Origin of the sequence: Phaeodactylibacter sp., from assembly GCF_022763345.1 — a bacterium.
Classification (GTDB): domain Bacteria; phylum Bacteroidota; class Bacteroidia; order Chitinophagales; family Saprospiraceae; genus Phaeodactylibacter.
In genome coordinates, this window is the sequence record NZ_JALEGS010000037.1 from 16,519 (window position 1) to 30,677 (window position 14,159).

General features: G+C 50.5%; 9 protein-coding genes. 7 read left to right on the top strand and 2 right to left on the bottom strand.

Going from position 1 to position 14,159, the window contains the following annotated elements; translation table 11 throughout:
• The first annotated feature begins 476 nt into the window (after positions 1 to 476).
• Positions 477 to 1,100 (top strand): hypothetical protein, encoded by a 624-nt coding sequence (locus MRY86_RS09980; protein ID WP_293568637.1) that lies wholly within the window; start codon positions 477 to 479, stop codon positions 1,098 to 1,100.
• A gap of 144 nt (positions 1,101 to 1,244) precedes the next feature.
• Here the strand turns inward: MRY86_RS09980 and MRY86_RS09985 are convergent, their stop codons facing one another.
• Positions 1,245 to 4,199, bottom strand: coding sequence for a T9SS type A sorting domain-containing protein (locus MRY86_RS09985; RefSeq protein ID WP_293568639.1), 2,955 nt, complete (start codon positions 4,197 to 4,199; stop codon positions 1,245 to 1,247).
• A 378-nt stretch (positions 4,200 to 4,577) separates the two neighbouring features.
• Between MRY86_RS09985 and MRY86_RS09990 the strand changes: the two genes are divergently transcribed.
• The 6 genes from MRY86_RS09990 (at position 4,578) to MRY86_RS10015 (ending at position 13,605) form a co-directional block, all read left to right on the top strand.
• Positions 4,578 to 5,966 (top strand): hypothetical protein, encoded by a 1,389-nt coding sequence (locus MRY86_RS09990; protein ID WP_293568641.1) that lies wholly within the window; start codon positions 4,578 to 4,580, stop codon positions 5,964 to 5,966.
• Between the two features lie 48 nt (positions 5,967 to 6,014).
• A complete protein-coding gene (aroB, locus tag MRY86_RS09995; protein ID WP_293568643.1) occupies positions 6,015 to 7,073 on the top strand; it encodes a 3-dehydroquinate synthase in 1,059 nt (352 codons plus the stop codon).
• A gap of 155 nt (positions 7,074 to 7,228) precedes the next feature.
• The gene (locus MRY86_RS10000; protein WP_293568645.1) at positions 7,229 to 9,796 is read left to right on the top strand and encodes a transglycosylase domain-containing protein; all 2,568 of its coding nucleotides are present in this window, start codon (positions 7,229 to 7,231) and stop codon (positions 9,794 to 9,796) included.
• Between the two features lie 59 nt (positions 9,797 to 9,855).
• A complete protein-coding gene (locus MRY86_RS10005; RefSeq protein WP_293571403.1) occupies positions 9,856 to 11,865 on the top strand; it encodes a peptidylprolyl isomerase in 2,010 nt (669 codons plus the stop codon).
• A gap of 2 nt (positions 11,866 to 11,867) precedes the next feature.
• On the top strand, positions 11,868 to 12,989 hold the full coding sequence (gene gcvT, locus MRY86_RS10010; protein ID WP_293566541.1) for a glycine cleavage system aminomethyltransferase GcvT: 1,122 nt from the start codon (positions 11,868 to 11,870) through the stop codon (positions 12,987 to 12,989).
• Between the two features lie 115 nt (positions 12,990 to 13,104).
• On the top strand, positions 13,105 to 13,605 hold the full coding sequence (locus MRY86_RS10015; protein ID WP_293566540.1) for a transcriptional regulator: 501 nt from the start codon (positions 13,105 to 13,107) through the stop codon (positions 13,603 to 13,605).
• Positions 13,606 to 13,616: 11 nt separating this feature from the next.
• Here the strand turns inward: MRY86_RS10015 and rbfA are convergent, their stop codons facing one another.
• Complete coding sequence (gene rbfA, locus MRY86_RS10020) at positions 13,617 to 14,084, bottom strand: 30S ribosome-binding factor RbfA (protein ID WP_293571405.1); 468 nt, start codon at positions 14,082 to 14,084, stop codon at positions 13,617 to 13,619.
• Positions 14,085 to 14,159 lie beyond the last annotated feature (75 nt).

Consider the following 14,159-nt stretch of genomic DNA (forward strand, 5'->3'; position numbering starts at 1 on the left):
TCAGTTTGATGTTAGTTACTTTACCATTGATCTGTTCTTTCAATTTTAACTCCAGGCTTTCCTGGTGTTTTTCTTCAAGGCTGTTTCGTTAGCCCCTTTCCTTTTGATTACATTACAAATATGCAGGCTTTCTTACGCCAGGACAAAGACAAAAAACGGGTTTTGTTGAAAAAAAACCGAAATAAAAACCTCATCTTACCATTAATTATAACCTTAACCCGCTGTAAAACAACTATATAGATCGAAACCTGATTTATAATCCTTGTTGATTTTTATTGAAAATTACAGCTCTTTTTCTTGCTAATTTTTTTCATTTTTTTTTAAAAAAAGGTTTTTAGGTGGATTTTCACCCTGAATAGTGTCGGTTTCTGTCCCCCTCCATATCAGATATTCCTCTTATTTTGAGCACTGAATCTTAAGCTTTAGCGACGAAGAGAAGCTAAATGGTACAATTCCCGCCAAACTACTTATGATTTATGAGCCTGAAAAAGACGTACTCTAATTCCGGAAAAGCGGCACGCCCTCCGATGCTAACCCAAAGCGCCGAAAAGAAAAAACGATTTTGGAATACAGAGAAAATCATGAGCACAAGCGCAATCATGATCAGCCTCATGTCTTTAATTGCGCTCTTCTACCAAACCAACCTTATGAGAGAGGAGCAAGAGCTGCAGCGCAATGCTCAGCTCAAGTCTACGATGCCTTACCTTATGATCGCTAATGCCAACTACGGAGGGCCTGATTTCTCCATCGTACTCAGCAATAAAGGGATCGGCCCGGCAATTGTCGACTCCACGATAGTTATTTATAAAGATTCAGCCTATCAGATGGATTTGCCAACATTCCTGTATCAGGAAATCCCTGAACTCAGCGAAATCAGCAATATCTATCATTCCAATATCGCTCCGGGACAGCTCATCTCTCCCAATGAAAGAATCGAAATATTCAAGGTGGATAATTCGCAGGAAAGCGCGAATCAGTTTTTGCAGCTGTTAATGGCCATTGACATAGACTACCGGCTCATCTATCGAAGTGTATACGACGAGCGCTGGGCATTGACGGGAGAAAGCTATTTTCCGGTAAAGCTGGAGGAAGAGGAATAAAAAAAGCTCTGCCGTTGCGGCAGAGCCTCTCACTAATAACAAATCATAATCTCATGAAATAAATAAGACGACCTAAGTCTTACATCTTTATAAACGCGCTGAAGCTCAGCAAAGTATCAGCGGTAATGTCTTTTTAACCGTTTGTTAACGAATAATCAGGGTGCCGGCAGCGATTTTCTGCCCATCTGCCCGGACCAGATAAATATAGCTTCCGGCAGGCAGATTATTTCGGTCAAAGGTGCACTGATGCCCTTCCCTGTTGATAGAACGCACAGGCTGCCCGTATAAGTTCAATAAAGTAAAGGATAATTCATGTTGACCCTGCAGCCCCTCCACTTCGAGGGTAATGTATTCCGTTGCCGGATTGGGGAAAGCCCTTACGGTGACCCCTGAAGCCCATTCCGGCTCATTTATATCAACCGGGATAATATCCAGCAAACCGGTGGTCGTAGGCGCACCAACCACATGCCTCGTGCGCCCCGTGAATACCGGGGTATTATAATCGTAAATAACAAGGGCGCTGTTCTCAATTACAGTGCCTGTGGCATTGCCATCGGTTTGTGCCACGCGGTATTCGAAGAATGCATAGTCCTGTGGGCTTGTCCCGTCAACCGGTAGCTCCAGGTTCTCAAAAGTGGCCTTAATGACACCATTCTCATAAATATCGTAAGTCGCAGGATGGCTGCTCGCTCCAAACTCCAGAGTGGAAATGTCCAAACCTTCAGGCAGCGTATCGCGAACGACGACTCTAAGGACACTATCCTGGGTAATATTCCGGAAGAAAACCCGGTAAGTGAGTGCCATCTGAGCAGAAATCAAAGAATCCTGCCAACCTTTGGGGTGGGCGACCATCGCCACTTCCGGCACATCAGCCAAGACCTCATCCACATGAATGGAAACCGCCTGATCCCCATCATTTTCGGGCCATTGGGTAACGTAGCCTACGCTATAGCCCCCTTCTTCATCCGTTCCACAACCCTCTACTGCTCGTGTGGGGAAGCTGTTGCCCGGATGGCCATCGACCTGCTCCGCGATGATCCGGTAGGTGGAGCCGTTGGCAGGGAGCAATATCGTAGTATCCTGTTCCTCATCGAGATCAAACCCATTGGTCAGGAACATCAAATCTTCCTCCACGATGAAGTAGCTTTTTGCAGACACCATTGCTGCATTTCCGGTATTGGACAACCGGAAAGTCACTGTCTCATCGCCTTCGCAAAGCCCATCCACCGAAACACTCGCGCCATTCCAGCCCGGATCAGCAGGCGAACAAAGCGTGTCCGGGAAGATACGTGCGGTAACCAGCCCGGACTGATCCTCTACGATGGAGTCGCAATCCATAAAGGTCTGAATGGTGAAACTGCCCTCTGTATTATAAGGCACATTACCCAACTCAAAGGTATAGGTGTCATTCGCGAAAGAAAATGGCAAAGAGGCACTTTGGAAAGAAAGGGCCGGGTCCAGTTCCACTTCTACACTTGCTTCACCATCGGTTCCTCCGGTACCCTGATTGGAATAATTAACAGTGTACTCAATATCCGTACAGTTGGATATCCATGGCGTTGAAATATCAACCTCCATCAACGGGCAGTCGATGTATTTGGCTTTTAGCGGGAAGTTTACGCCTACGGTATCGTAGATTTGGTTGAAGCCTACGTTGACACCACCGGGGAAACAGCTTTCCCAATAGTCGTTTCGAGGCAGCGCTTCTACTACGTATGACCCCAGGCCAACCCGCATTTCGAAAACACCAACCTCATTTGTAGTCGCGAAGTACGTTTTTTCATCACCTGTGGCCCGCACCAGCCAGCCGGAAAGTCTCGGTTCGCCGGGGTCCAAATCACAGGCCACATCTATATCGTGGAAAACCTGCCCCCGGATCACATTGGAGACGATCTGCCCCTGCTCATCGGTTTTCATCAGGCTCAACTGGGGGTCAAATAAAATATCCACACCACTGTAACCCGCTGTTGCATAGCCTCCCGATTTAGATTTGACAATATCAAATGTAATATCAGAGGACTCTACATCACCATTGCTTGTATTCCATACAACATCAAGGCTTTGGTCAACTTCCAGGAGCAACTGATCGAGGTTGGAGTCATCAACCTCCGTAAAACCAGCTACTACATACCCCTCATCCAGCGCAACTATAGCCTCCCCCACATTGCCATTGCCAAACATGGAGAATCTAAGGCTATCTGTACTCTCCCCGCCCTGATCATATTTCCAGATAATCAGGTCAGCATCTATAAAACCGGTGATTACAATATTACCGTCATTATCAACGAGAATGTCATTTCCTTCATCATTTTGGTCAGAGGCTAATTTGCGCTGCCAGACGATTGCGCCGGCTTCATCCATGCGCAGGGTAACAATATCATCCCCAAAGGCAGCAGGCGGCTCCACCTCGCTATCCACCTGCCCGGTCACGACATAGCCCCCGTCGATTACCGCAATCGCATTAGCCCGGTCATTCACCCCAACGTCCAGAATCCGGTGCCACTCCAGCTCCATATCAGCGCTGATCTTCATGATGACCATATCGTCATCCTTTTCTGCATAATAATCTGCAAAGCCTGCAACCAGCAAGCCCCCATCGGGAGCCAGGATCATATCATTAATGCGCAGGTTAGGCACCTCATCTAGTGAAAAGGAGAACGTATCCAGCAAAACGCCGCGCTCATCAATTTCCAGCAACATTAAGCCGAACGGCCCCTGCTGAGAGGCGTCAGAAGCTTCAGCGGCCAAGACATAACGGTTCGCTTCAATCTCCACGACGGCCTTAGCTCTGTCGTAAAAGGCTGTATTGTAAGCGCGTTGCCACACCAAATCGCCATCCACATCGACTTTCAGAGCATAGACATTCACACCCTGATCACCGCCGGGCTGCCCGAAAGACTGGGTATTACCCACTACAAGGAAACCCCAGTCTGAGGTCGACAGCAGCGCTTCCCCTATATCTTCAGCATTTCCGCCGTAATACCGCTCCCAGCCCTGGGCAATGGCGGGGGGAGCACCAATGCAAAAAAAGAACATTACAGACAGCAACAGGGCTGTCCGGTAACGATTCAGTGAAAAGAAGAAGTTTGAAGTCGTCATTAATGAATTATTTAGGCCGTTTGGTGAAAACAAAGCTATTTCCTTCAATGCTGTTATAGCGTTTTGCTTCGGGTAGTAACAAACCTGGAAGCTTCTTTTTTTTGCAAACGCTTTGAACGTTACTTTGGTGCCGGAAATTCGGCTATGAAGCGCGGCTTGTCTTTTTCACCCGTTACAAAAGTGCTCACATTCTGTAAAGGAATCAAAGACAAAAAAGCGAATTTGTTGAAAAAAAAGCGTACTTTTAAGATCTTAAAAACCACTACTTTTCACACAAGTAACTAATAAACAAACTAATACACATCAGCAATTCCTAACTTTTTGTTGATCGTTATTAATTTAGCCTATTGTATGACAAACAGCCACTTAGTATTAATCTTGCGCACCTTATCTAAAAAGGAGGAACGGGAACTCCGAAAATGGCTGAATTCCCCCGCCCACAATCACCGGGAGGACGTGGTCGCGCTGTTTGAATACTTAATGGCCGGGCAGCACCTGTATGAGGAAAAGTTCTTGGAGAAAGAAAGGGTGTTTTCGCGAATTTTCTCAAATGAGCCCTATGATGATGCTAAGTTAAGGCAAAGCATGCACTTTCTCCTGAAATCGGTAGAGGAATTTCTCATCTACCAGGAACAACAAAGCGACGAAGTACGGGCACGGATGGCACTGGCCAGCGTATTCCGCAAACGGAAGCTGGACCGGGCATTCAGAAAAGCCATCAAAGCCGTGGAAGCACAGCAGGAAAAAGCCAATTACAGAAATGAGCAGTTTCTCAGAAATGAATACCTGCTTCAGCTGGAGAAATACTCCTTTTACGATGGCAAAAAGCGGACCACGGAGATGAACCTGCAGGAAGTCTCTGATGCGCTCGACCTGACCTTCGTAGCGGATAAGCTCCGGCAGGGCTGCCTCATGATCGCCCACCAATCGGTTTATAAAGCACAGTACAACATCGGATTGCTGGAATACATCATCGAATATGTGGACCGCCAAAAGCTGATGCTCCACCACCCCGCTATCGCAGTATATTTCTATGGCTACAAAGCCATCACAGATGAGTCCGGCAAGCAGTACTTCGAAAACCTCCGCCAGGAAATCCAAAAGCACCGCACCTCCTTCCCTAAGTCTGAGCTGCGCGACATCTACCTCATGGCGGTCAACTACTGCATCCGGCAGGCAAACAAGTTCAATGACAGCGAGCTCATCCGGGAAGCTTTCCGGCTTTACCGGCAGGGGCTTGAAAACGAAATCCTCCTGGAAAATGGCGTAGTTTCCCCGTTTACCTTCAGAAATGCCGTGGGCGCCGCCCTTCGCCTGAAAGAATACGACTGGGTCGAGCACTTCATACACCAATACAAAAAAGCCCTGCCCCCCGATTACAGGGAAAGCTTTTTCCTCCACAGCCTGGCCCGCCTCAATTTTGAGAAAGGCGACTATGGGTCGGCTATGCAGCTTCTGGCACAAACAGACTTTGATGACACCCTCATCAACCTCAATGCCAAGAGCATGCTGCTCAAAATCTACTATGAGCTGGATGAGTACGATGCCCTTGAGTCTTTACTGGAAAGCATGCGTGCCTACCTCAAAAGGAAGCAGCTTATGGGTGCCTATCGTTCCAATTACCACAATTTCATACGCTTCACCCGCAAACTTGTGCGGATCAACCCCTTCGATGAGCAGGAAAAAAGTGCGCTGAAATCTGAAATCATTACCGCAAGCCCCCTAACCGAAAAAGACTGGCTCCTGGAGCAGGTCACGGCACTATAAACTTAGGTACACATACCTTAGCTTTGCGGTCTAAAATTTTCCATTGTTATGCAGACGCTTGCCCTTGATACTTACCCTATCCATATTGGCCCCGTTGCCGAATCCCTGCCCCTCACCCTCGAGCAGCAGCCCTTTAGCCAGCTCTTTGTACTGGCTGATGAAAATACAAGGGAGCACTGCTGGCCACGCATTGCACCTGCCCTTGAGCGATATCAGCCCATCCTGATTGAAATCCCAAGCGGAGAAGCCCATAAAAATCTACAGACCTGTGAGCGCATCTGGGGGCAGCTCATGGCCCACAAGGCCACACGGGATGCCCTCCTGCTCAACCTGGGCGGTGGCGTTATTGGCGACATGGGCGGTTTTGCGGCAAGCACCTTCAAGCGGGGCATGCGCTTTTTGCAAATCCCGACGACACTGCTTTCTCAGGTGGACGCTTCCATCGGCGGCAAACTGGGCATAGATTTCAGACAAGTCAAAAACAGTATCGGGCTGTTCCGCAACCCTCAGGCGGTTCTGGTTGACCCCGCCTTTCTCGACACCCTCTCCGACCGGGAATTACGCAGTGGCTTCGCCGAGGTCATCAAGCACAGCCTCATAGCTGATACTGGACAGTGGGAAAGCCTGCAACAATTAACAGATCTAAGAAATACGGACTGGGCAAGCATTATCCCGGCCTCTTTGAATATCAAAAAGCAAATCGTGGAAGCCGACCCCTTCGAAAAGGGCCTGCGCAAAGCCCTCAACTTCGGCCACACGATCGGCCATGCCATCGAAGGGCATGCGCTGGAAACCGACACGCCACTATTGCACGGGGAGGCTATAGCCATAGGCATGATCTGCGAGGCATTCCTGAGCACACAACAGCAGGGCCTACCGGAAGCCCAGCTCCGGCAGATCACCGATTACCTGACTGCACGTTATGGCAAGGTTGCCCTTCGGCCAGACGACTACCCGGCTTACCTGCAGCTCATGGGCAACGACAAGAAAAACGAGGGCCAGGCCATCAACTTCAGCCTGCTGCCGGAAACCGGAAAGGTGGTGGTCAACCAAACAGCAACGGAAGCTCCTATAATCGCCGCCCTGGACTACTACCGCAGCCTGTAATCCTGAATTTCCCGTCCGCACCACATATGAAGGCAGCCGGTTACTACGTTCAAGTGCAGGAAAAAAGGGCAGGGCGCTTAGCGTAAAGCAAGCGTTTTACTGCCTAACAACCCACAAGAATTCACTACTTTTGAACCCGGAACTCAAAGCAGACCATGGAACAACAAACCGGATCCAAGCCTAAAGAACAGCAGTACCGCAACATTATGCGGTGGATGTGGTACCTCGCTGGTGCAGGCCTTTTGGGCGTAGCGCTCACCTTTATCGCCCTCTCTTTTACCGACCTGCCCTCCGTTGAGCAGCTCGAAAACCCCAAAAGCGAGGAGGCTTCTCAGGTATTTGGCGCCAATGGGGAAGTCATCGGGCGGTACTATACCGAAAACCGGGTACCCGTCACCTACGATGAGCTGTCGCCCAACCTGGTCAATGCCCTTATCTCCACGGAAGACGAGCGCTACTATGAGCACAGCGGCATCGACTTTGCAGCATTGGGCCGGATTGCCGTAAAAACCGTCCTGCTCGGCCAACGCAGTTCCGGCGGGGGCTCTACCATCACCCAGCAGCTGGCTAAGCTCCTCTTCACGCAACAGGTCTCCAAAAACATCTGGGAACGCGGGCTCCAAAAACTTAAGGAATGGATCATCGCCGCCCGCCTGGAACGCCGGTATACTAAGGAGGAGATTATTGCGATGTACTTCAATAAGTTCAATTTCATTAATGGCGCCTATGGCATCAAAGCGGCTTCGGAAATCTATTTCGACAAAGAGCAGGACGAGCTCAACGTCAACGAAGCAGCCATGTTGGTGGGCATGCTGAAGAACCCCTCCCTGTTCGACCCGCTCGACCGCCCCGATACGGTATTGCACCGGCGTATGGTAGTGCTCAAGCAAATGCAAAAAAACAACCTGATCGACGAGGCTGCCTACGATACCCTCCGTACCCAACCACTGAACCTAAAATACACCGCCCAAACCCACATTGACGGCATCGCGCCATATTTCCGCATGGAGCTGGCTAAAGACATCAAAGAACTACTCCGCAGCGAGAACATCAAAAAAGCCGATGGCAGCCATTACAATATCTACCGGGATGGGCTTCGTATTTACACCACCATTGACCCCGATATGCAACGCATTGCTGAGCGGATCATGAAAAAGCACATGGCCGAACAACAGAAGCGCTTCTGGGAAACCTGGAGCGTGGTCCGAAAGGACCCCTGGGAATACACGAGCGGCTCGATACATGAAGTCCCGGTGGAGCGCCGGCAAAAAAAGCTGGAAGACCTAATCCGGGATTCGGACCGTTATCAGAAAATAAGGTCTAAATACATCAAAGACATCGTTGCTAAACTGCAACAGGAAACAGAACTCATGTTCCATGCAGATGACCGCGAGGTAGAACGCGTAGTCCTGGAAGCAGAAGAAGGCGGTGTGATCGACGAGCTGGTCGAGCGCAACTACATCAGCACCGGGCTGGCTGCTCAGTACCGGCAGATCATGCGCAGCAAGCACTTCAACGCACTTCGTAAGCAATGGCTGGCTATGCAGGAGGAAGTGGACCGCGCCTTCAGCACGGAAACAGAAATGCGGGTCTTCACTTATGAAAATGAAGAAATGGAAAAGGATACGGTCATGACACCGATCGATTCCATTAAGTACCACCTGATGCACTTGCAGACCGGCATCCTGGCAGTAGACCCCGTAACGGGCCACATCAAGGTATGGGTAGGCGGTATCAACTACAAGCGGTTCAAGGTAGACCACAACCGGACTTCCAGGCAGGTCGGCTCCACCTTCAAGCCTTTCGTTTATGCCACTGCCATTGCCCAGCAAGGGTTCTCGCCCTGTTATCAGGTTTATGATTTGCCACAAACGATTGCGCCCGGGGACGGCAACTTCGGGCTGCTGGAGCCCTGGACGCCCCGCAACTCTTCTAATTCCTATAGCGGCAGGCTGTTCACACTTAAGGAGGGTCTAAAGCAATCCAAAAACACCATCTCCGCCCACCTGATGAAACAACTGGGCGATACGGATCCGGTCCGCGGCCTTGTACACCAAATGGGCATAGACAGCTCAGCCCGCTATTCCAACGGGCGGTACCGCGTACCCAAGGCGCCTTCCATTTGCCTGGGGGCTACCGACCTAACCAACTTAGAGCTCACCGGAGCCTATACGGCATTTGCCAACAACGGCCTATTCACCAAGCCTTACTGCATTCTTCGCATTGAGGATAAGGATGGCAAAAAGCTGTACGAAGGCGTACCCGAAGAAAACGTAGCCATCAACCCCAACGCCAACTACGTCATGGTGGAAATGCTAAAGTATGCCGCCGGGCTTGGCAGAACCCTTGAGGTGGAAGCAGGCGGAAAAACCGGCACCACCAACGACTATGTGGATGGCTGGTTTATGGGTATCACGCCCAACCTCGTAGTGGGCACCTGGGTAGGGGGCGAATACCGCTGGATTCGCTTCCGGTCCATACACTATGGGCAGGGCTCAGCTATGGCCAAGCCCTTCTTCATTAGCTTCATCAAAGAACTGGAAAAAAATGAGGACATCGACTTCGATACCGAAGCCCGGTTCAACCGCCCTTCCGGCGACATCGGCATTGAGATGAACTGTGACGAATACCAAAACAACCAATTCCCGCTGGAACAAGAGGGAGAAGAGAATTTTGAGGATGAAGGGTTCTCAGATGACATGTTTGGGGATGAGGAATTTTAAGCCTCTCCCACCTGACAAACAGCGTTTTTTAAACGAAAACCGACTAGAGCAAGACTGCCATGAAACACCAACGCCCCACTTTGCTGATTTTGGCCCTGACGGCGCTTTTTTACAGCGGCTGCATGCCTCCTTCCAATGAAGTAGACAGCAACATCACGCTTGATGCCAGCTCACCGGAATTTCAGCGTATTGCTGATTTCCAGGACCAGCAACTGGCCGACAGCCTTTATACCTTTTTTCACGATGAGCAGCCGACGCTGCGTTACCTTTCTGCCCGTGCCTTTGCCTCCATGCGTTCACCGGAGGCCATAGACAGCCTTGCCCGGCTTTTGCAAGACCCTGTGGACCGTGTGCGGGCCATTGCCGCCTATGCCATAGGGCAAAGTGGAGCCGCTGCGGGCGAACGCTACCTGCTGCGCGCGTTTGAGCGCAATGACACCGCTGGCCATTACCGGTTAGCCAATCGGGCTATTCTTGAGGCTGTAGGCAAAATCGGAACCGAACCGACTCTGGCAGACCTCGCGACGGTTTCTACTTATGAGCCTACAGATACAGCACTGCTGGAAGGACAAGCCTTGGGCATCTATCGCTATGCCCTGCGGAATATTACCAACGAAGCAGGCACCAAGCGTATGATCAGCCTGGCAACTGATGGACAGTACCCGACAAGTGTTCGCCTGATTGCAGCAAATTACCTCTACCGGGCAACCGGGCTAAAGCTTGACACTTCTGCGGTACCCTTATTGAAAAATGCATTGGCAACTGCTACGGATCCCCGCATTCGCATGGTGCTGGTCGTGGCGCTGGGCAAAACCAAAGCCGATCAGGCGATGCCTGCCCTGCTTCAGCAATATAAGCAGGAAAACGACTACCGGGTGCGGAGCAACCTGCTAAGGGCATTCGCGAACTTCCCATACGATAGTGTCAAAACCACAGTTCGGGAAGCGCTCAAGAGCTCCAATGCCAGTGAAGCCCGTAGAGCTGCACAATTCTTTATCGAGCATGGCATTTCGGACGATGCCACCCAATACTGGCAGTGGGCCAAGGACTCTCTGCCCTGGCAGGTGCAAATCCCGCTATACCAAGCAGCTAACCGGCACTTACCTGCCTATTCGGTCAATTCCAGAGATGGCATTAACGCTGAACTTCGGCGCTGGCTGGGCAACAGTACTTCCGTTTACGAAAAGTCTGCTTTGCTAAAAGCCCTGGCTGAGTTTGGCTGGAATTACAAATATATCTATCGGGAAGGTGCGCCTTCCAGCTCTCCGGTTATCCGCACAGCTACAATGGAAGCGCTGAGTATGATCAGCGGGCGGCCGGACTTCAGAGCCTTCTTTGGGGCGGGTTACCGGAGTGTACGCCGTGAATTACTCGGGATGTACCTGGAAGCCATGCAGACCGGTGACCCTGGCATGATTGCCGTAGCTGCTGAGGCACTGCGCAATGAAAACCTCAAGTTTGATGCGCTCATGTCCAATACCATTATTTTGGAGGAAGCGCTCGAAAAACTGGAGCTGCCGAAAGAAATCGAAACTTACAATCAGTTGCAGCAAACGATTGCCTACGTCAAAGGGGAAGAAGCCCCTGAACCTAAAACTCCGGCCTACAACCATCCGATCGACTGGGCTATGCTGGATGACTTGTCAGAGGACCGGCTGGTCACCATCAATACCAACCGTGGCGCTATTACGCTGGAAATGATGCCCGAGTTTGCCCCCGGCACCGTCGCCAACTTCATTGCACTGGTCCGGCAGGGTTTTTACCAGGATAAGACCATTCACCGGGTGGTCCCTAATTTCGTCATACAGGCAGGCTGCCCCCGGGGCGATGGTTATGGCAGCCTGGATTATACCATCCGTTCTGAGCTGCCCCCGCTTTATTACGATGAAGCCGGCTATGTAGGCATGGCATCGGCAGGCAATCATACAGAATGCACACAGTTTTTCATTACCCATAGCCCCACACCACACCTGGACGGAGAATATACTATATTTGCGCGCGTCACAGACGGGCTGGAGGTCGTTCACCAAACGCAGGTCGGTGACCGTATCAAAAACATCGAACTCTAACCATGAAGACCACACCACTTACCGCAATACACGAAGGGCTTGGCGCCAAAATGGTCCCCTTTGCCGGCTACAACATGCCCATTTCCTATAGCAGCCTCAAGGAGGAGCACCATCAGGTACGAAACAGTCTTGGCGTATTTGATGTCTCGCACATGGGAGAATTTATCATCCGGGGCAAAGAGGCCCTTGACCTTATTCAAAAAGTGACTTCCAACGATGCTTCCAAGCTCGCCATCGGTGATGCACAATACACCTGTATGCCCAATGATACCGGGGGGATCGTGGACGACTGCATCGTCTACCGCCTGACCGAAGAAATGTGCTCTGATGGCGAAAAGGCGTTCATGATGGTCGTCAATGCTTCCAACATCGAAAAGGACTGGGCGTGGATTACGCAGGCAAATACCTTTGATACCCAGTTAATCAATATTTCCGACCAAACGGCTTTGCTTGCCGTGCAGGGCCCCAAAGCCATTGAAGCCATGCAGCCCCTTACCGGGACGGACTTGAGCGGCCTAAAATTCTACACCTTCACCAAAGGGACATTTGCCGGCATCGACAACGTACTCATCTCAGCAACCGGCTATACAGGTGCCGGCGGGTTGGAGCTTTACGTCAGTGCAAATAAAGCAGTCGACCTTTGGAACGCCGTTATGAAGGCCGGCGAAAGCTTCGGTATCAAACCCATCGGACTAGGCGCACGGGACACCCTCCGGCTGGAAATGGGGTATTGCTTATACGGTAATGATATTGACGATACCACTTCCCCGATTGAAGCAGGGCTTGGTTGGATTACTAAAACGAAAAAAGGCGAATTTACCAGTCGCGATACCTTCATTAAGCAACGGGAAGAAGGCGTAAGCCGCCGCCTGGTAGGCTTCGAGCTACCGGATGAACGTCGGGTGCCCCGCAACGGTTATCCTATTGTAGACGCAGGGGGAGCAACCATCGGGCAGGTCACCTCAGGAACACTGTCTCCGTCACTCGGCTACCCCATCGGCATGGGCTATGTCAAGGAGGCTTACAAAGCCCCGGGCACAACTATTTATGTACACGCTGGCCGGAAAAATCTGGCTGCCACAGTAGTACGCCCACCTTTTTATAAGGGTGCCGAGGGAAAATAACCTCCGGTTTGACAACAAATTGCCACAATTTTCATTTATCTACCCGAATGAGCGGTCCCAGACTTTTGGCTGGAACCCTTAAATTTTATTTGCACCCAACGAAAATCAGGTTTTCATGACACTGGAAGAAGGAAAAGACAAATTCATCCAATCCTGGGGAGCGCTAGGCTCCAGCTGGGGAATCAACCGCACCATGGCACAGATCCATGCTCTGCTGCTGATTTCTCCGGAAGCGATGAGCGCCGAGGAAATAATGGATGAGTTGAAAATTTCCCGGGGTAACGCAAATATGAATATTCGGGCCCTGATCGACTGGGGCCTGGCTTATAAAGAGCTGAAAACGGGTGAACGCCGGGAGTACTTCGTAGCGGAAAAAGACATGTGGGAGGTGGTCAAGTGCATCATTACCCAACGCAAAAAGCGGGAACTAGAGCCCATGCTCAGAGTGCTCGATGAAATATCAAGCGTTGATGAAATTGATGAGGAATCCAGAGAGTTTGCGGAAGTAATCCGGGAAATCAAGCTTTTCTCCAGCAAGGCTGATTCCACATTAGACTCCCTGGTTAAAGCTGATTCCAACTGGTTTGTCGGCACTTTCATGAAAATGATCAAATAGCCCCCTGCTGTTTAGCCTTCCTGTTGCTCTTCTTCATCCCCCATGTGGCCTTCCTGGTGGAGCCGGTTAAAAAGCTGATTGAGCCGGTACATCTCGTCCAGGGTATCATCCAGATAAAAGGCCACATCAGGCACGCGGCGCATGTGCTTTCTGATGCGATAAGCCAGTGCTTGCTTGAGGCGGGTAATTTCGTGCTCCATTTTAAGAATCACCGATTGTTTGTCCTCGGTATTGTAAACGCTCAGGTAGATTTTTGCCTGGCTGAAATCCGGGCTCACCATAACTTTTGTGACCGTCACCAACGGTTCGGTACCATAAACATACCCGCCTTCATTCTGTAATACTTCGCTGAAGTGCCGCTTGATTAATTCTGCTACCTGTAAATTGCGCTTCGTCGCCATATATCGATTAATCTTCTCTTGTTGTATCGCAGGAAAATTCGCTGCCTGGTCTTCTCCACCGCTTTTAACGGGCCGCAAAGATAGAATTATTGGAGCACCTTGTCAACTCTATCAGCCTGGGGTGACCACTGTTGTGCGAGTTTTACAACAAAA